The following is a 19,619-nucleotide window of genomic DNA, read 5'->3' as shown; positions in this document are numbered from 1 at the left end:
AGTTGTGGCTATAGAATATATTGATTCAAGTACTTTAAAGAAAATGTTTGTTTCTGGAGCTAAGCATTTAGAATCTAAGAAAGCATATGTAGATAAATTAAATGTTTTTCCAGTTCCAGATGGAGATACAGGTACAAACATGTCTTTAACAATATTATCAGCAGCTAAAGAAGTAAGTAATTCTAATTATAATAATATGAAAGAGGTAGCGGGGGCAATTTCATCTGGTTCATTAAGAGGAGCTAGAGGAAACTCAGGGGTTATCTTATCACAATTGCTCAGAGGTTTTGCTAAGGTGATTGCAGAACATGATAAGATAGATACCTTAATACTTGCTAAGTCTTTCCAAAAAGGCGTTGAAACGGCATATAGGGCTGTTATGAAACCTAAAGAGGGTACTATCTTGACAGTAGCAAGAGAGACTGCAGAAAGAGCCGCTATGCTGGCAATTGATTCAAATGATATTGAATTTGTTATTAGCGAGAGTATCAATTATGCAAAAGAAGTTCTTGAAAAGACTCCAGAAATGTTAGATGTATTAAAACAAGCAGGTGTTGTTGATGCAGGTGGTCAAGGATTATTATATATTTTTGAAGGTGCATTCATGTCACTTCAAGCTGGAGTAGAATTAGATTTTGATGTAGTTACTGATATTGATGCAGATGATGAAGTAGATAATTCAAATCTAGCAAAAATCCCAACAGAAGATATAAAATTCGGTTATTGCACAGAATTTATTATAAACGTTAATAACCCAGATACTACTGAAGAAGATAGTCTAGTTTTTAGAAATTACTTAGAGACTATTGGTGATTCAATTGTTGTAGCAGGTTATGATGATATTATTAAAGTCCATGTACATACTAATGATCCAGGACTTGCAATTCAGAAAGCTTTAGAGCTTGGAGAATTAGTAAACATGAAGATTGATAATATGAGACAACAGCATACATCAAAGGTGATTGCAGAACAGAATGATGTTAGTGCCCATAATAACAAAGATGTATCAGAAGAGCCAAGAAAAGAAGTTGGTTTTGTCGCTGTTTCAATTGGTGATGGCTTAAAAGATATTTTTAAGAGCCTTGGTGTAGATTATATAATCCAAGGTGGACAAACAATGAATCCAAGTACAGAGGATGTATTGAATGCAATAAAACAAGTAAATGCTGATAATGTATTTGTTCTTCCAAATAATAAAAATATTATATTAGCTGCTAAACAAGCAAGCGAATTATGTGAAGATAAAAATGTAATAGTTATCCCTTCGAAATCAATTCCTCAAGGTATATCAGCTATGATTAGCTATGAACATGAAAATAGTGTTGATGATAATATAACTAATATGGAAGATTCAATGACGGATGTTTCAACTGGTCAACTTACTTTTGCTGTAAGAGATACCAGCATTGATGAGAAAGAGATCAAAGAAGGAGATATACTTGGAATAGGTAATGATAAAATCCTCACTGTAGAAAAAGAATTAGATACTGCTGCAAAAGAATTGGTGGAGCAGTTGGTTGATGACAATAGCGAATTAGTTATTATTTATTACGGTGAAGAAGTTGATGAAAACGTAGCAGATAATTTTGGTAAATATATAGAGGAAAAATTTGAAGACTGTGATGTTGAAGTGCATTACGGTGGTCAACCTTTATATTACTATATTTTATCAGTTGAATAGTTAGGAACAATTGAAGACTATAGTTGATTAATTGCAGATGGCTGTCTCACAATAATTTTTTTACAGCAATCGATTTCCATAAGATAGCAATCTATCTTACAGGTTATTGAAGTAAAATGTATTGTGGAACAGTCTCTTTATTTAATTATAAAACTTATTTAAGAAAAGAGGTTATGCCTCTTATGAAGGAACTTTCCAATAAGATAAAAAAGAGTTAAAGGGTGACTTTTTTATGAATACTAACTTACCTGTTGTTGTTTTGAAAGGTATAGGAGACAAAAAAAGTAAATTATTAGATAAAATGGGTATAAGAACTATAGAAAATCTATTGAACTATTATCCAAGAGATTATGAAAAAAACATGCCAATAACAAAAATATCAGAAATTAAAATGGACGAGATTAATGTTATAGAGGGAACCATATGTTTTCCTACACAAAATATCAGAAAAAGAAATATGGTATTGACTAAAACTAAGATCAGGGATAATACGGGAGAAATATTTGCAATTTGGTTTTCTCAGCCTTATCTTAAAAATAAATTAAAAATAGGGGCTAAATATATTTTCAAGGGTAAGATACAATACAAATATAATATAGTTCAGATGAGCTCTCCACAGATAATAGAGATTAGTAAGTACAGTGAGAGTATTAATCATCTAAAACCCATTTACCCTCTTATAAAAGACATATCAATGAATTTTATGACTGGTATTATTAAGCAAGCCATTGAGTATACTAGAAATCAATTAAAGGAATTTCTACCAAATGAAATTAGAGAGAAATATAACTTGGCAGAATATAATTATTCTATAAGGCAAATTCATGACCCAGAGGACTACGAATCATTAGAGACTGCAAAAAAAAGACTTATTTTTGATGAATTCCTATTATTTGCTTTAGGGATAAATCTCATAAAAGAGCATACTAATGATGTAATTAATGAATTTAATATCAACGATATACCTAACGAAAAAAAACTGATTGAATCATTGCCTTATAATTTAACAGGTGCTCAGCAAAAGGTCTGGAAAGAAATAAAGGATGAACTAAAATCCAATAAAGCTATGAATAGATTAGTGCAAGGTGATGTTGGTTCAGGTAAGACAATAATAGCAGCTCTAGCACTTTTATACGTAGCAGATAATAATTATCAAGCATGTATGATGGCACCTACTGAGGTATTAGCTAAACAGCATTATAATTCAATAACCCAGCTCCTTAATCCTATGGGTTTAAAAGTTGAGCTTTTAGTGGGTTCAATGACTAAAAGACAAAAAGATGAAATTTATAAAAAATTAAAAAATGGCGAAATAAGTATATTGATTGGTACACATGCTCTGATACAAGAAAAAGTTGAATTCAATAATCTGGCATTAGCCATCACTGATGAACAACATAGATTTGGTGTTAAGCAAAGAGAAAATTTGTCAGATAAAGGAAAATATCCTCATATACTTGTTATGAGTGCAACACCGATTCCACGAACACTTGCACTTATAGTATACTCAGATATGGACGTTTCAATCATAGATGAAATGCCACCCGGTAGGCAAAAAATAGAAACTTATGCAGTAAATACTTCTTATAGAGAACGTATATATTCTTTTATTGAGGGAGAAATTAATAATGGTAGACAAGTATATATTATTTGTCCTATGGTTGAAGATTCCGAAACACTAGAACTTGAATCAGTTGTTTCATATACTGAGAAAATAAAAGAAAGAATCGATAATAAAATAAAAGTAGAGTATATGCATGGTAAAATGAAAGCCAAAGAAAAAAATGATATTATGGAAAGATTTAGTAATGATGAAATTGATATCTTGGTTTCAACTACTGTAATAGAGGTAGGAGTAAATGTACCGAATGCTACTTTGATGATTATTGAAAATGCTGAAAGATTTGGCTTGGCTGGATTACATCAATTAAGGGGAAGAGTAGGTAGAGGAGAATATAAATCCTACTGTATATTGATTACTGATTCTAAAAATACAATTACTAAGAAAAGAATGGATATAATGTGCAAGTATACAGATGGTTTTGTCATATCAGAATATGATCTTAAGTTAAGAGGTCCAGGAGATGTGTTTGGGTTAAAACAACATGGTCTGCCAGAGTTCATCATTGGAGATATATTCAGGGATATAGATATATTAAAAGAAGCCAATGGATTAGCGAAACAGATATTATCCAATGATAAGTATTTGGAATCAGAAGTAAATAAATATTTGAATCATAAAATGAAGAGATATTTTACAAAAAGAATAGAACAGATATCTTTATAATGGAAAATTATTACAATAATGTAATATTATAGATTTAAATTGAATTACTAGAAAAGATTAGATTTAAAAACAATATTTGCTAGTGTATTATTATTAAATATACACATAATAATATCGTAACCTAATTAAACAACTCTTCGAAGAGGTGTTACAAAAAAATAGCATTGTAAGAATTGGAGGGTCTAGTAATGGCTAAAAACGTAGTTCCAGAAGCAAGAGAAGCTTTATCAAAATTTAAATATGAAGTAGCAAACGAAATAGGAGTACCTTTAAAACAAGGATATAATGGTGACTTAACATCTTACCAAAACGGTTCAGTTGGTGGATACATGGTTAAAAAAATGATTGAAAAAGCTGAACAAAATTTAATGGGTCAATAATAGCAGATATTTAATATTATCTACAATATATGAAAGATGGGCTAGTGCTCATCTTTTTATTTTAACATATTTTGATAAAAATTTTGATTAAGACATAATACTTATTGACAATTATTGTTAATAGGTTAAAATAATAATGTGTAACTTTTTTTATTTTAAAAGATAATCCCTTTTAGGGGAACGAGGCACAGCTTCATCAGGAAGGATTACATATGAGAGTAATAGCAGGAAGAGCAAGAAGAATTAATTTAATGACTCCAAAAGGTTTAGATGTTAGACCAACTACTGATAGAACAAAAGAAACCTTATTCAATATAATTAATGTTGATGTATATGATAGTAGATTTCTAGATTTATTTAGTGGGAGTGGAGCTATTGGTATAGAAGCTCTAAGTAGAGGAGCTAGCAGTGCGGCTTTTGTTGAAAAGAGTATAGATTCGTTGAAATGTATCAAAGATAATTTGGAAAAGACGAAATTAAGTGATATGGCTGGGATTTATAAAATTGATGTAATACATGCCCTTAATAAATTTTGCACTAATAAAGAAAAATTTGATATAATTTTTATGGATCCACCCTATGATAAAGGTTGGGAAAGTAAAGTGATTTCACTAATAGAGCAAAATGATTTACTTGACAAAGATGGTATGATAATATGTGAAAGTTCTATAGGTACTACATTTGATTTTATTGATGATACAGAGTATGAAATATCAAAGGAAAAACTTTTTAGAACTAATAAATTTACATTTATTAAGCATAGTCATAAAGTAAATTAGAAATTATTTTAAGGAGTGGTCTAATAGTGAGAATTGCAGTTTATCCAGGAAGTTTCGACCCTGCAACCAATGGACATCTAGATATAATAAAAAGAAGTGCTAAACTAGTTGATAAACTTATAGTTGGAGTTTTAAAAAATAATTCTAAACAACCTTTATTTTCAACGGATGAAAGAGTAGAGTTATTGAAAAGATTGACAAAAGATATGGAAAATGTAGAAGTTGATAGTTTTTCTGGACTTTTAGTAGATTTTTTAAAGGAAAAGGACGCAACAATTATTGTGAGAGGTTTTAGAGCTGTGTCAGACTTTGAATACGAGTTGCAAATTGCTCAGACAAATTATAGTCTAGATAATAATATAGAAACAATATGCCTGATTACCAGAGTAGAATATTCATTTTTGAGTGCCAGCATAGTAAAAGAAGTTGCTATGTATGGTGGCGATATAAGTAAAATGGTTCCGCTGGAAACAGCTGAATATATAAATAAAAAATTCAAAGACAATAAGTCCTAATTTATATAAGAGGGGGTATGATAAAGTGAGCAGCATAATGGATTTAATAAATGAGATGGAAGATTATTTTGAAAGTTGTAGTAAAGTGCCTTTTTCTAATAAAATAATGGTAAATCCAGAAATCATATATGAATTGATGACGGATATGAGATTAAAGTTACCAGAGGAAATTAAACGATGTCAGAGAGTCATAAATGAAAAAGATAAGATAATAATGGATGCTAAGAAGAATGCTGAAAATGTGGAAAAAGAGACTGAGAATAAGATGCTTGAATTGATTAATGAGCATGAGATAATGCAACAGGCTTATTCTGAAGCAGAGATCATCCTTACAGAAGCAAAAAATACTTCAAGAGAATTGAAATTAGGTGCGTATGAATATGCAGATGAAATAATAAGTAAGATTGAAGAAACTACGAAGGAAACATTATTTGAAACACACAAAGTATACGAACAGCTGGAAGAGTTCATGAAGATTCAGCTAGAAACATTAAATGAAAATAGACAAGATCTTCAAAATCGAAAAGTAAAGAAAAAAAGTACATAGTATAGGTTAGATTATTAATGGAGTTATCAAAAGTGCTGTAATAAATGTTATTACAGCATTTATTATTTTGGATAAAATATATTTACCTATATTTAATTTTGTATCAGAAAGTACGCTTGCTGTTTGAGCATGAACGGAAAAAGAACCGAAGGATACTAATGTACATAATAAAACAAAGGTAACTTGTATTGAAGAATTACAATTTACCAATATTTTAGCACCATTAGAAAGTTCTATCAAACTGAACAAAAAGTTTTTGACTATGCTGTCTCTTGTAGGAATAAGGTAGAAACAATTTAGTATTATTGAAAAGAATATTATATAACCACCTATTTTTACTATAAGGGTTATTGCATTCATTATACAATCATCAAAAAGAGAAAAGTTCATTGATTTATTTACTTTTGATTTAAAGGTGGATTTCTTTATGGTAGGTAAATTTTTTTCATAAATTGCTCTATAAATAAAAGCAGTTATTAGGTTTGCTGCATATATAGTTATTAACATGAAGATTCCAATACGGGAATTATCCAACAAACCTGTGGCTATGAATCCAATGATAAACATGGGGCTTGCATTATTGCAAAAAGTTAACATATACTGTGCTTGAGTTGTATTTATAGCCTTTTTATTCAATAGATCAGCAGTTATCTTAGCTCCTACTGGATAACCAGATAATAATCCTGTAATTAAAGCATAGCCTGCCACTCCAGGTAGATTAAACAATCTAGTCATTATTCCAGTAAATATATAATTTATATAATTTATTATATTAGTATTTATTATCAAATTAGATAAAAGAATGAAGGGAAACAAAGTTGGGATTATAACATTAAACCATAATAATAAACCGTTTTTAGCAGCTTCCATTGAAGTTTTTGGAAGTACTAGAATGGTCAATAGTAGTATAATAAGTATTATATTCATTATAAAACTTTTTGATATTTTTTTGGTTTTCATATATTACCCTTTATAGTACATTATTAATACAAGTATATTTACAATATATATTTTTTAGAATAAAAAATTCACGTAAAATTATATCTCACATTATTATTATTGGATGAGAATAATCATTTTTGCATGACTTACCATATTTATCACCGATTATGATATTATATATATCACTGCACTTGATTTCATCTTTTAGCATCTTAAGACTAGTATCATTAAGGACACTAATACTATCTTTTACATTAGAAATGATAGGCAGATTACAATTGCTCTTTAATGATTTCAACAAATCACTGCTGTCTTTTCTGAAACCAAGTATTTTTACATATTGGGTAAAACCATTTTCAACAAATTTCCAGAAATCTTCTTTGTGGAGAGATAATAAAATGTGAAGTAGTGTTCTTTGTATTCTAGATATTGGGTATCTCCTAGTACGTGTATAACCAATAATATCACTTATTGTACTATAATTAATAACCGCTTTCTTGAATCTATTTTCGATTCCTTCGCTTACATCAATACAATTTTCCATCTGAGCTTTTGTTGAAACTTTTAGTTTATAATTAATTAATGAGGAATAATCATCAAAAAATATAGGACCTTCTTGATTTTCTATTGATGTTTCTAGTAGGTCATAAGCTGATGAAGGCATATATTTAGTAAGTGTATTTAATTCGTTAGGTGATTTTTTCAATATTCTTCTGATAGCAGAAGCAGAAGATAAATTATCACTTGTTTTATCTCCATGATATGAAGCACCAACTCTTTTTATGGCATAAGGTTTAATTTTACTGTTTAATTTTAATAATGATTTCATATATTCAATACCCAATATATTATTTGGTGATTTGATTATTTGGGTTAATTCATCTTTTGGCAAATCTAATATATTATGGCCAGTCAGATAATCAGTTAAGGCATGAGAACGTGCTGTTGCAAAACTAAATCCTTCTTTCAGATAATTGCTTAATTTCTCTTTGAAGTATATTGGTTCCTTGCATAGTATTGATGCTATTTTTTCTAATTCATAAGTATTTCCAAGTTCACTTCCAAAACATAGGTTATCAATGATACCAAGATCATTTAATAATTTTACTGAAGCAAAAGAAAAAAATTCAGCACTGGATGTAGAAAAATGAACTGGTAATTCAATTACAAGATCAGCTCCATTTAGAAGAGCCATTCTAGTTCTTGTCCATTTATTTACTATGGACGGTTCTCCTCTTTGAACAAAGTTGCCGCTCATTATGATAACTGAGTATTGGGAATTCGTTATTTTCTTTGCCTCTTCTAATTGATAAAGATGACCATTATGAAATGGGTTATATTCTGCGATAATACCTACTGTATTCATGTGTAATATCACCTGCTTAAATTTTATAATAAGAGTACTATATAGGATAGTATTATTAAGTACTCATTTTAATATTAAAGTAAAATATGTGTTAAATCAAGCCTAATAGAAAAAATAAATTTATTCTAATATTTATGGGGTGTTTGTGGAAGGATATAATACAAATTAGTTTATCTCCTTTAGTTCACTTTGATAAGTTTTTAAGAAAAAAAACAAAAAAACTTAAAAAAACACAAAAAACATATTGTATACAATGAACAATAATATTATAATAGAGTAAAGTAGATAATTTTTTAGTTAGAGAACTGAAAGGAGTTTATTAAATTGAGTTTTATAAACAACATTAAAAACAGAGCAAAAAGTTTAAATCAAACAATTGTATTACCTGAATCATTGGAAAGAAGAACAGTAGAGGCTACAGCAAAGATTCTTGATGAAGAAATAGCAAATGTAATTCTTATTGGTAATAAAGAAGAAATAGAAAAAGTAGCAGAAGGATTGGATATATCAAAAGCTATCTTTGTTGATCCTAATTCATTCGAAAAAATGGATAAATACGTTGGCGATTTAGTAGAACTTCGTAAAAATAAAGGAATGACTGAAGAAAAAGCAGAAGAATTATTGAAAAATGATCCATTATACCTAGGTGTCATGATGGTTAAAGAAGGAATGGCTGATGGTATGGTTGCTGGAGCAGTTAATGCAACAGCAAATGTTCTAAGACCATCATTGCAAATATTAAAAACAGCTCCAGGAACAAAATTGGTTTCTGCATTCTTTGTTATGGTAGTACCTAATTGTGAATATGGTGCAAATGGAACTTTCTTATTTGCTGATTCTGGGTTAAATCAAAATCCTAATTCAGAAGAATTAGCATCTATAGCACTTAGCTCAGCTAAATCATTTGAAGATTTAGTACAAGTAGAACCTGTAGTAGGTATGTTATCACACTCAACAATGGGTAGTGCAAAACATGCTGACGTTGATAAAGTAGTAGAAGCAGTTAAGATTGCAAAAGAACAAAACCCAAATGTCAAGTTAGATGGAGAATTCCAATTAGACGCTGCCATCGTACCAAGTGTTGGAGCTTCTAAAGCACCAGGTAGTGAAGTTGCTGGAAAAGTTAATGTACTTGTGTTCCCTGATCTTGATTCAGGAAACATTGGATATAAACTCACTCAAAGACTAGCTAAGGCAGAAGCTTACGGACCAATTACACAAGGTATCGCAAAGCCTGTTAATGATTTATCTAGAGGATGTACTGCGGATGATATTGTAGGAGTAGTTGCTATTACAGCGGTACAAGCATCATTATAATAACAAAAATAAAAAAATTACAATTAAAAGGAGATTGTTAAGGTGAATATATTAGTATTAAACTGTGGTAGCTCATCACTTAAGTACCAATTAATAAGTATGGAAAATGAAGAAGTATTAGCAAAAGGTATCTGTGAAAGAATTGGAATTGACGGTTCAAGAATTAAGCATACTAAAATTGGTTGTGATACTATAATAATTGAAGGGGATATGCCAAGCCATAAAGATGCGGTTAAATATGTTATTGATGCTTTAGTATCTAAAGATCATGGTGTAATTGAAAGCATGGATGAAATAAACGCAGTTGGACATAGGATTGTACATGGTGGAGAAGAATTTGCAAGTTCAACAGTAATTAATGATAATGTAATAGAAGCAGTTAAGAAATGCTCTGATTTAGCTCCTTTACATAATCCAGCTAATTTAATTGGTATAGATGCATGTAAACAAATTATGCCTAATGTTCCAATGGTGGGGGTATTTGATACAGCTTTCCATCAAACAATGCCTGCAAAAACATATTTATATGCGTTACCATATGAATATTATAGAAAATATAAACTAAGAAGATATGGATTCCACGGTACATCTCATAAATATGTATCTAATAGAACTGCTGAATTCTTAGGCAGAGATATTAAAGATATGAAAATAGTCGTTTGCCACTTAGGTAATGGTGCTAGTGTTTGTGCTGTTGATGGTGGAAAATCAATTGACACTAGTATGGGACTTACACCATTAGAAGGATTAGTAATGGGAACAAGATCAGGAGATATGGACCCAGCTATCGTACAATTTTTAGCCGATAAAGAAGGATTATCAATTAACGAAATTAATACTATTTTAAACAAAAAATCAGGTGTTCTTGGTATCTCTGAAATATCAAGTGATTTTAGAGATTTAGAAAATGCTATAGAAGAAGGTAATGAAAGAGCTAGACTTACAATGGATGTATTTTCATATAGAGTCGCAAAGTATATTGGCGCTTATGCTGCTGCAATGAATGGAATTGATGCTATAGCATTTACAGCTGGACTTGGAGAAAATAATGCAGAGGTAAGAGAAGATATCTGTTCATACCTTACATTCTTAGGTGTTGAAGTTGATAAAGAAGCTAATAAATGTAGAGGCGTAGAAAAAGATATTTCAACAAAAGATGCAAAAGTTAAGACAGTTGTCATTCCTACAGATGAAGAAATGACAATAGCTAGAGAAACAGCAAGACTTATTTAATTAAAAATTAGATTAATGAATATTCTACCATAAATTTGTTAAAAATGTTGACAAAAGTATATTTGATATGTATAATTACATGTGGTTATTTTATACGTTTCCCTTTCAAAATAATTTGTGATTGGGGTGTTAATATGGAGTTTAATTTAACTGATTTATTATCCAATGATGGGATGAATAAAAAAATATCTACTGATGTAAGCATCAAACAATTTAATTTTGGTGGAATTACTTACCGAATAGTTGACATTATTCATATTGATCTGGAGTTAACGAATCTTGGTCATAGAAAAGTCAATTTAAAGGGTTTGGTTAAAGGAACACTTAAGATTCCTTGTGATAGATGCATGGAAGAAGTAGATTATAAAATCGAAACTAATTTTTCTAAAGACATTAATTTTGATGATGTTAATGAAGAAAAAATTCAGTATATTGATGGATATAATCTTGATTTAGAGAAATTAGCTTTAAATGAATTAATCATTGATTTACCTATGAAAGTATTATGTAGTGATACGTGTAAAGGAATTTGTAATCAATGTGGAGCTAATCTTAATAAGGTTACTTGTAGCTGTGATAACAGTGATATTGACCCTAGATTAGCAGTATTTAAAGATTTATTTAAAGAGTTTTAAGGAGGTGTCAATATGGCAGTACCAAAAAGAAAAACATCACAAGCTAGAAGAGACAAACGTAGAGCTAACTGGAAATTAACTGCTCCTAATTTAGTGAAATGTAGTAAGTGTGGGGAATTAATTATGCCTCATAGAGTTTGTAAGTCATGTGGAACATACAAGAATAAAGTAGTTATTGAAACTGAATAATTAGAAGGCAGCGTATGCTGCCTTTAATTATTTAATCTTTAGTTAAATTAGAATGCGTGAATATTACAAAAATTATATATATAGTTGCCTCAAATACTATAAGCTATTCTAGAAATTTTAAAATATATATTGAAAATATGGTAAAAATTTAGTATAGTATTTTTAGAATGTAGATTAGAGGGTGTAATGATGCAAGAAATGATAACTGTTGTAGTAGATGCAATGGGTGGCGATAATGCCCCAAATGAAATAATTAAAGGCTGTATAGAATCAATTAATGATGATAATAACATAAAGATTTATTTAGTTGGTAATAATATTATCATAAATGAACAACTTACTAAGTACACATATAATAAAGAACAACTAGAGGTAGTGGATGCGAAAGAAACTATTGATACTTGCGAGTCTCCAGTAATGGCTATAAGAAGGAAAAAAGAATCTTCATTAGTAAAAGGTCTCAATCTGGTAAAAGAAAAAAAAGCTAATGCTTTTGTTTCTGCTGGTAGTACTGGTGCAATACTAGCTGGAGGAACTTTTATCGTAGGAAGAATCAAAGGTATTGAAAGACCAGCTCTTGCCCCACTTATCCCTCATAAAAAAGGTGTATCATTATTAATAGATTGTGGTGCTAATGTAGATTCGAAAGCAAGTTATTTAGTTCAATATGCTAAAATGGGTTCTATCTATTTTGAAAATGTATTAGGTGTTAAGAATCCTAGGGTTGCACTAATTAACATTGGTGAAGAGGAATCCAAAGGCAATAGCTTAGTAAAAGAGGCTTATTCATTACTGAAAAACGAGGATATTAATTTTATCGGTAATATCGAGGCTAGAGATATACCAGATGGTAAAGCAGATATACTTGTTTGTGATGCATTTGTCGGTAATATTATTCTAAAGTATACTGAAGGTTTTGCTTTAACTATGCTTAGTATGCTCAAGAAGTATTTATTACAGAATGTTAGATCTAAGATAGGGACATTTTTATTAAAGCCAGCATTGAAGAATTTTAAGAAGAGCTTTGATTATTCTGAGTATGGAGGCGCTCCATTGCTTGGATTAGAAGGCTTGGTTGTTAAAACACATGGTAGTTCAGACTCAAAAGCTATTAAAAATACCATACTGCAATGCAAGAAATTTTCAGACCAAAAAATTAATGAAAAAATAAAGGAAAACATAAAAATTTAAGTAATGAGTATAAGAGAAAAGGGGGCATTAAAAATGGAATTTGAAAAATTAGTTTCAATTATATCTGAATTTACAAACGTGGATGAGTCGCAAATCACAAAAGACACTAAATTTGTAGATGATTTGAACGTTGATTCTTTAGACTTAGTTCAAATAATTATGGCTCTTGAAGAAGAATTTGATATTGAGATTGATAATGATCAGGCAGAAAATATTGTAACAGTTAATGATGCAATTGAAGCTATAAACTCAAGGATTAATAACGACTAATGGAAGCCCTTACATTTAAGGGCTTTGCTTTTTAGAATAATAAGGTTTTTCGCTTTTATTAGTAAACCTTAACGAAGGAGGAGAACATATTGAGAAATAAATACAAAAATTTAAACGAATTCCAAAAGATTATTAACTACAAGTTTAAAAATGTAAAGTTATTATCTCAAGCATTAACACATAGTTCATATGCTAATGAACATAAGATGTCTAAGTTTGAAAATAATGAAAGACTAGAATTTTTAGGTGATGCAGTTCTTGAAATCGTAACTAGTGATTTTTTATTTAGGAATTATACAGAAATGCTTGAAGGAGAGCTGACTAAATTTCGGGCAAGTATTGTATGTGAACCAACATTAGCAAATTTTTCTAACGAAATAAAATTAGGGGAATTCATTAGACTTGGTAAAGGTGAAGAAAATTCAGGTGGTAGATTTAGAGCTTCAGTACTATCAGATGCTGTAGAGGCTTTGATTGGATCTATTTATCTAGATGGTGGTTTAGATGCTTCAAGACAATTTATTTTGAATACATTATTAAAAGATGTAGAAAAAAGAAAATTATTTATTGATAGTAAAACACACTTACAAGAGATCATACAAAAGACAAGTGAAGAACCAATAGAGTACATAATTGTTAAGGAAAAAGGACCTGATCACAACAAATTATTTATAGTAGAGGTAAGACATGAAGGGAAAGTAATAGGTTATGGAAGAGGTAGAAGTAAAAAATCTGCTGAACAAGATGGAGCATATGATGCAATTAAGAATATCTAGTTATATTCAATTGACAGTGTACAATTGACAACTATCAAAAATAATAAATTTGAATTAATAATTGTCCATTGTTCATTGCCAATCATTTTTACAGTATAGTTTTAACATAATAGATTAGAGAAATTTATCTTATTGAATAAATCTTTGGTACGAAAAGCATTAATGATTTTGTACAAGGTAAGGAGATAGTATGTACTTAAAAAATATTGAATTACAAGGATTCAAATCCTTTGCTAATAAGATTAATTTTGAATTTAATGAAGGAATAACTGGGATTGTTGGACCTAATGGTAGTGGCAAAAGCAATATTGCAGATGCAGTACGATGGGTACTAGGGGCTCAGAGTGCTAAACAGCTTAGAGGTTCTAAGATGGAAGATGTCATTTTTGCTGGTACTGAAAACAGACGTCCTGTTGGTTATTCTCAAGTGGATATAACCATTGATAACCATGATAAAAGAATGGCTATTGATTATCTTGAGGTGACTATTTCAAGGCGTGTTTATCGTTCGGGAGAAAGTGAGTTCTACATAAATAAAACTCCTTGCAGACTAAAGGATATTCATGAATTATTCTTGGATACAGGAGTAGGTAAAGAAGGTTATTCAATAATAGGACAAGGTCAAATAGATAAAATATTAAGTACTAAACCAGAAGATAGAAGAGATCTATTTGATGAAGCGGCTGGTATTGTCAAGTTCAAAAGAAGAAAATCAGAAGCTTATAAGAAATTAGAGCAGGAAAAACAGAATCTTCTTAGGATAAATGACATAATTAAGGAATTAGAAGGACAAAAAGGTAATCTAGAAGGACAAGCAGAAGTAGCTAAAAAATATCTGTCACTAAAAGAAGAATTGAAAAAATATGAGGTAAACATTTTTATCTTAGAATATGAAAAACTTGATAAGAATGTAGAAGATATCAGCAAAAAAGAAAAAAATACCAATGAAGAAATTGTCTCAGTGAATAATAAGTACGAAGAAATCAAATTAAAATATAATGAATTGAATAATGATTTGCAGGATATAGGTATTAAGATAGATAATAAAAAAGACGAAATATCCACAAATAATCTTGAAAAGGAAAGAATAGAAAATAATATTAAAATCAATAATGAACGAATTAGTTCTATTAAGGTAACTAATGAAAGAATAGAGCAAAATATTAATGAGATAAATTCTAAACATGACCTTAACCTTACGGGTGTTAAAGTCATAGAAGAAGAAATTGTTAATCTAAAATCAAGTATAGAACTATTAACATCACAACTAAAGGAAAAAGAAGAACGTCTAACATCAGTTTCTGAAGAAATAAGTACTGGTGAAACAACTATTGAAGAAATTAAAACCAACATAATTGAAAGACTCAATGAAATAACAATAGTAAAGAGTAAGATACAAAGATATAGCACTATGCTTGAAAATATTGAGAATAGAAGAAATTTCTTAATTGATAAAATTAGCAAAGTAAAGAATGAATCCATTATACTGAACAATAAAAAGGACCAATTAGAAGAAAAAATAACTTTTGTTGAAGAAGATTTACAACAAACAAAGAGCGAGACTATTAGCACTACTGATAAGATAAAAGAAATTAATGAGTCAAAACATAATATTGAAGAAAAATTAAATATCTATAATCAACAAATAAATCAATATAAATCTAAATATAATGCTTTAAATGACATAACTGAACATTATGAAGGTTATAATTATAGCATAAGAAAAGTAATGGAATTAAAGACAAAAAATAATATTGATTCAGTATTAGGCGTTGTTGCGGATATAATAAAAGTAGATAAGAAATATGAAATTGCCATAGAGACAGCTCTTGGTGGCGGTGTGCAGAATATTATTACTAAGGAAGAAGAAACTGCAAAAAAGATGATTAACTACCTGAAGACCAACAAATTTGGTAGGGCCACTTTTTTACCGTTAACCAGTATTAAAATAAGTAAAAACTATAATCCAATCAATAATGAAAAGGGTTTTATTGGATATGGAAATGATTTAGTCAGATATGACAATATGTATGATAATATTATTAAATATCTCCTTGGCAGAGTTGTTATAGTTGATAATATTGATAATGCTGTAACACTGGCAAGAAAATACAATTATAAGTTAAAGATAGTTACTCTATCTGGTGAAGTATTAAATCCAGGGGGTTCTTTAACTGGAGGTAGCTATAAGAATAAGGCAAATAATTTTCTTTCTAGGAAAAGGGAATTAAATGAATATAAGAACAAGATACAACAAATTACAGAAGAAATCAAAATAGCTGCAAATAAAAGAACCAAGATAGTCGAAGAAAGAAATAACCTATCTGACAAGTCCAAGGAATTAATATCAAAAGAACATAATCTTAATATTAAAATGAATTCATTACAAATTAATATGAATCAAATTATTAAGGATATAAACCAGAAACAACAAGAGATAAATGACAGTAAAGTCGAATTAAATGAATTAGATAATCAAAATACTGAGTTAATGGCTACTACAGAAAAATATAATGAAGAACTTTTTGGAACTGAAAGTGAAAATACAGATGCAGAAGATAAAGTGTTAAGCCTTACTGAAGTAATACAAAAAAAGAAGGCAACTAAAAACACTTTAACTGAAGAAATTACTAATCTGAAAATAACAATGACATCAACTAAACAAAAATTAAATAGTTCCAATCAGAATATAGAGAGATTAGATAATGAGCTACAAGATATTAAGAGGCAAAAAGAAAAGCTAAATGAAGAACTGCAAAATAATAAAAGTGATATAGGATTGAAGATCAGTTTAATAAACAAGTACCAAAAGGATGTTAAAGAGGTTCTTGATGGTATTGGAGCTAAACATGCTGAATTAGAAATATTGAATAAGAATAAAGAAGAGATTTCATTAAACCAAAATGCTATATTTGAAGAGAGAGAAAGTCTAAGTGAAAAATCTAATCTCTTAGAAAAAGAAATCATGAGACTTCAGAATGTTAAAATGAAATATGACCTGCAAAAAGAAAATATTACTGATTATATGTGGGATGAATATGAGTTAACTTTTAATATGGTAGCTGAATATAAAGATGATTTAGGTACTATCTCTCAGCTTAAGAATAGGGTTAAGGAATTAAAGGAAACAATAAAAGCATTAGGTGATGTTAACGTTAATGCTATTGAAGAATATAAAGAAATTATTACTAGATATGATTTTCTATCAGAACAAAAAGAAGATTTGATAGGGGCTAAAGAAAAATTAATAGGAATTATTAATGAACTTGATAAAGAAATGATTAAACAATTCAAAATTAAGTTTAAAGAAATCAAGCTCCAATTTGACTTAGTTTTCAAAGAGTTATTTGGAGGAGGCAAAGGTTTACTCTATTTAGTGGACGAAGAAAATGTATTGGAATCAGGAATTAACATTGTTGCACAACCACCTGGAAAGAAATTGCAGAGTATGATGCTGTTATCTGGTGGGGAGCGAGCTTTTACTGCAATAGCTTTACTGTTTGCAATACAAAGATTAAAACCTTCTCCATTTTGTGTTCTTGATGAGATAGAGGCAGCACTTGATGATGCTAATGTGGAAAGATTTGCTAAGTACTTACAAAAGCTATCAGGTAATACCCAATTTATTATTATCACTCATAGAAGAGGAACTATGGAAGCCGCAGATGCATTATATGGTATTACTATGCAGGAAAAAGGTATATCCACAAGAGTTTCAGTAAAATTAATTGAAAATGAATTAACAGGATAAATACAGACATACGTATGTGAAACTAGAGTTTGACATATGGATAGGAGGAAATATAACTATGGGCTTATTTAGCTGGAAGAAAAATAAAACAAAAGAAGAACAAAAAGAAAATACTTCAGAGAATGAACAAGAATTGGTTGATACCAAAGAACAACAAGAAATAGAAGAAGATGTAATAAAAGAAGATAATAATATTAATGTACAAGAAAATAATAGTAATGAAAATGCTGACATAACAAGTAAAGAGGAAGTTATTGAAAATATTGATGAGGTGGAAGATGAAAACGAGATTCCACAAGAACAAGAAGAAGAAGGTAAGAAAAAAAGAGGATTTTTTGGTAAATTAGTAAAAGGTCTTACTAAAACAAGAAATAATATACTTGGTGGAGTAGATCAAGTACTAAGTTCATTTACGAAGATAGATGAAGATTTTTATGAAGAACTTGAGGAAGCACTAATAGTTGCTGATTTAGGGGTTAATACTGCTATGACTATTATTGAAGACCTAAGAGAAAAGGTGAAAGAGAACAAAATTAAGGACACAGCTGGTGTTAGAGAGTTATTGATGGAAGAATTAAAAGAACTTATGAAAAATGAAGATGACCTCTATGAATTTACAGAGAAAAAATCAGTAGTTCTTGTAATTGGTGTAAATGGAGTAGGTAAAACTACTACTATTGGTAAATTAGCTAATCAATATAAGCAAAAAGGGAAAAAAGTAATTCTTGCTGCTGCTGATACTTTTAGAGCAGCTGCTATAGATCAATTAGCTGAATGGTCTAACAGAGCAGGAGTAGAACTTATATCTCAACAAGAGAATTCAGATCCTGGAGCAGTTGTATTCGACGCTGTTCAAGCTGCTAAAGCAAGAGAAGCAGATCTATTAATATGTGATACAGCAGGAAGGCTTCACAATAAGAAGAATTTGATGGAAGAATTAAGAAAGATATTTAAAATTATTAATAGAGAATATCCTGAGGCACATAAGGAAGTTCTATTAGTCCTTGATAGTACTACAGGTCAAAATGCATTACAACAGGCTAAGCAGTTCAAAGATATAGCAGATATTACAGGTATTGTTCTTACTAAGCTTGATGGTACAGCAAAAGGTGGTATCGCAGTTGCAATTCAAACAGAACTTAATATTCCAGTTAAATATATTGGTGTTGGTGAAGGAATAGATGATATGCAGCAGTTCAATTCAGAAGAATTTGTTAGTGCTCTATTTGAAGAATAGGAGTCAAATATATTTGTTGGGCATAAATATAATCAAGAAATTTTAATCTATCAAGTAAAAAAGCTTGACAAACATATTAAAATATCATATAATACCACCTGTAAAGTAAATAACCTTTACAGGTGGTGATTTAATTTTGAGTAATATTTTTAAGAAAACATTACTATACGATTTCTACGGTGAATTATTAACAAAACACCAGAAAGAAATATATGAATTATATCATTTGAATGATTTTTCTCTAGGAGAAATATCTGAACAGTTGAAGATTAGTAGACAAGGTGTTCATGATACATTGAAAAGATGTGAGAAACAGCTTGAAAATTATGAGAACAAGTTGCAATTGGTAGATAAATTTCTAATAAATAAGCAGAACGTAGAAAAGATTTATAATTATGCAAGTGAAATTTTAGATAGTTTTAATGAAGATAAACAAAGCCAAGACATAGTGGCTAATAGAATAGTTAGTATACAGGAAACTTGCAATAGAATATTAGAAGATTTATAGAAGAATTTATGAGTG

Annotated in this window: 17 protein-coding genes and 1 pseudogene; 16 read left to right on the top strand and 2 right to left on the bottom strand. The window is 29.6% G+C overall.

Annotated elements, in window-relative coordinates; genetic code table 11:
* Positions 1 to 4 precede the first annotated feature (4 nt).
* The 6 genes and pseudogenes from AACQ14_RS20250 (at position 5) to AACQ14_RS20225 (ending at position 6,189) form a co-directional block, all read left to right on the top strand.
* On the top strand, positions 5 to 1,681 hold the full coding sequence (locus AACQ14_RS20250) for a DAK2 domain-containing protein (RefSeq protein ID WP_339365400.1): 1,677 nt from the start codon (positions 5 to 7) through the stop codon (positions 1,679 to 1,681).
* A 232-nt stretch (positions 1,682 to 1,913) separates the two neighbouring features.
* Positions 1,914 to 3,968 carry an ATP-dependent DNA helicase RecG gene (gene recG, locus AACQ14_RS20245; protein WP_339365399.1) on the top strand — a complete coding sequence of 685 codons (2,055 nt, stop codon included), beginning with the start codon at positions 1,914 to 1,916 and terminating at the stop codon, positions 3,966 to 3,968.
* Positions 3,969 to 4,156: 188 nt separating this feature from the next.
* A complete protein-coding gene (locus tag AACQ14_RS20240; protein ID WP_281818979.1) occupies positions 4,157 to 4,348 on the top strand; it encodes an alpha/beta-type small acid-soluble spore protein in 192 nt (63 codons plus the stop codon).
* Positions 4,349 to 4,554: 206 nt separating this feature from the next.
* A pseudogene (gene rsmD / locus AACQ14_RS20235) lies at positions 4,555 to 5,127 on the top strand (16S rRNA (guanine(966)-N(2))-methyltransferase RsmD); the annotation flags it as partial.
* Between the two features lie 26 nt (positions 5,128 to 5,153).
* A complete protein-coding gene (gene coaD / locus AACQ14_RS20230; protein ID WP_339365398.1) occupies positions 5,154 to 5,642 on the top strand; it encodes a pantetheine-phosphate adenylyltransferase in 489 nt (162 codons plus the stop codon).
* A 25-nt stretch (positions 5,643 to 5,667) separates the two neighbouring features.
* Positions 5,668 to 6,189 carry a hypothetical protein gene (locus AACQ14_RS20225; RefSeq protein ID WP_339365397.1) on the top strand — a complete coding sequence of 174 codons (522 nt, stop codon included), beginning with the start codon at positions 5,668 to 5,670 and terminating at the stop codon, positions 6,187 to 6,189.
* A gap of 6 nt (positions 6,190 to 6,195) precedes the next feature.
* Here the strand turns inward: AACQ14_RS20225 and AACQ14_RS20220 are convergent, their stop codons facing one another.
* Together AACQ14_RS20220 and AACQ14_RS20215 are read right to left on the bottom strand one after the other, a co-directional pair.
* Entirely contained in the window at positions 6,196 to 7,149 is a 954-nt protein-coding gene (locus AACQ14_RS20220; protein WP_339365396.1) for a hypothetical protein, read from the bottom strand.
* Between the two features lie 85 nt (positions 7,150 to 7,234).
* Positions 7,235 to 8,497: a nucleotidyltransferase gene (locus AACQ14_RS20215; RefSeq protein ID WP_339365395.1), complete on the bottom strand. Its 1,263-nt coding sequence runs from the start codon at positions 8,495 to 8,497 to the stop codon at positions 7,235 to 7,237.
* 324 nt (positions 8,498 to 8,821) lie between these two features.
* Here AACQ14_RS20215 and pta point away from each other — a divergent pair, with 324 nt between their 5' ends.
* The 10 genes from pta to ylxM all read left to right on the top strand — a co-directional run bounded on the left by pta (position 8,822) and on the right by ylxM (position 19,604).
* On the top strand, positions 8,822 to 9,814 hold the full coding sequence (gene pta, locus AACQ14_RS20210) for a phosphate acetyltransferase (protein ID WP_339365394.1): 993 nt from the start codon (positions 8,822 to 8,824) through the stop codon (positions 9,812 to 9,814).
* A gap of 42 nt (positions 9,815 to 9,856) precedes the next feature.
* The gene (locus AACQ14_RS20205) at positions 9,857 to 11,047 is read left to right on the top strand and encodes an acetate/propionate family kinase (protein ID WP_339365393.1); all 1,191 of its coding nucleotides are present in this window, start codon (positions 9,857 to 9,859) and stop codon (positions 11,045 to 11,047) included.
* A gap of 134 nt (positions 11,048 to 11,181) precedes the next feature.
* Complete coding sequence (locus tag AACQ14_RS20200; protein ID WP_339365392.1) at positions 11,182 to 11,682, top strand: YceD family protein; 501 nt, start codon at positions 11,182 to 11,184, stop codon at positions 11,680 to 11,682.
* A 12-nt stretch (positions 11,683 to 11,694) separates the two neighbouring features.
* Positions 11,695 to 11,871 (top strand): 50S ribosomal protein L32, encoded by a 177-nt coding sequence (gene rpmF, locus AACQ14_RS20195; RefSeq protein WP_113674763.1) that lies wholly within the window; start codon positions 11,695 to 11,697, stop codon positions 11,869 to 11,871.
* Between the two features lie 189 nt (positions 11,872 to 12,060).
* Positions 12,061 to 13,062: a phosphate acyltransferase PlsX gene (gene plsX / locus AACQ14_RS20190; protein ID WP_339365391.1), complete on the top strand. Its 1,002-nt coding sequence runs from the start codon at positions 12,061 to 12,063 to the stop codon at positions 13,060 to 13,062.
* A gap of 33 nt (positions 13,063 to 13,095) precedes the next feature.
* Positions 13,096 to 13,332, top strand: coding sequence for an acyl carrier protein (acpP, locus tag AACQ14_RS20185; RefSeq protein ID WP_113674765.1), 237 nt, complete (start codon positions 13,096 to 13,098; stop codon positions 13,330 to 13,332).
* An 89-nt stretch (positions 13,333 to 13,421) separates the two neighbouring features.
* The gene (gene rnc / locus AACQ14_RS20180; protein WP_339365390.1) at positions 13,422 to 14,108 is read left to right on the top strand and encodes a ribonuclease III; all 687 of its coding nucleotides are present in this window, start codon (positions 13,422 to 13,424) and stop codon (positions 14,106 to 14,108) included.
* A gap of 190 nt (positions 14,109 to 14,298) precedes the next feature.
* The gene (gene smc, locus AACQ14_RS20175; protein WP_339365389.1) at positions 14,299 to 17,859 is read left to right on the top strand and encodes a chromosome segregation protein SMC; all 3,561 of its coding nucleotides are present in this window, start codon (positions 14,299 to 14,301) and stop codon (positions 17,857 to 17,859) included.
* Between the two features lie 289 nt (positions 17,860 to 18,148).
* On the top strand, positions 18,149 to 19,096 hold the full coding sequence (gene ftsY, locus AACQ14_RS20170) for a signal recognition particle-docking protein FtsY (protein WP_339365409.1): 948 nt from the start codon (positions 18,149 to 18,151) through the stop codon (positions 19,094 to 19,096).
* A 136-nt stretch (positions 19,097 to 19,232) separates the two neighbouring features.
* Positions 19,233 to 19,604 (top strand): YlxM family DNA-binding protein, encoded by a 372-nt coding sequence (gene ylxM, locus AACQ14_RS20165; RefSeq protein WP_339365388.1) that lies wholly within the window; start codon positions 19,233 to 19,235, stop codon positions 19,602 to 19,604.
* Positions 19,605 to 19,619: the final 15 nt, after the last annotated feature.

The sequence above is a fragment of the Vallitalea maricola genome (genome assembly GCF_036985595.1).
Classification (GTDB): Bacteria; Bacillota; Clostridia; order Lachnospirales; family Vallitaleaceae; genus Vallitalea; species Vallitalea maricola.
The sequence above is the reverse complement of the archived record's forward strand: the minus strand, read 5'-3'. Positions and strand labels throughout refer to the sequence as shown.

Excerpts from the sequence above, each read along its gene's own strand:
- AACQ14_RS20220 (WP_339365396.1), bottom strand. The coding sequence starts at position 7,149 with ATGAAAACCAAAAAAATATCAAAAAGTTTTATAATGAATATAATACTT.
- acpP (WP_113674765.1), top strand. The coding sequence starts at position 13,096 with ATGGAATTTGAAAAATTAGTTTCAATTATATCTGAATTTACAAACGTG.
- recG (WP_339365399.1), top strand. The coding sequence starts at position 1,914 with ATGAATACTAACTTACCTGTTGTTGTTTTGAAAGGTATAGGAGACAAA.
- AACQ14_RS20215 (WP_339365395.1), bottom strand. The coding sequence starts at position 8,497 with ATGAATACAGTAGGTATTATCGCAGAATATAACCCATTTCATAATGGT.
- smc (WP_339365389.1), top strand. The coding sequence starts at position 14,299 with ATGTACTTAAAAAATATTGAATTACAAGGATTCAAATCCTTTGCTAAT.
- rpmF (WP_113674763.1), top strand. The coding sequence starts at position 11,695 with ATGGCAGTACCAAAAAGAAAAACATCACAAGCTAGAAGAGACAAACGT.
- plsX (WP_339365391.1), top strand. The coding sequence starts at position 12,061 with ATGCAAGAAATGATAACTGTTGTAGTAGATGCAATGGGTGGCGATAAT.
- AACQ14_RS20200 (WP_339365392.1), top strand. The coding sequence starts at position 11,182 with ATGGAGTTTAATTTAACTGATTTATTATCCAATGATGGGATGAATAAA.
- AACQ14_RS20240 (WP_281818979.1), top strand. The coding sequence starts at position 4,157 with ATGGCTAAAAACGTAGTTCCAGAAGCAAGAGAAGCTTTATCAAAATTT.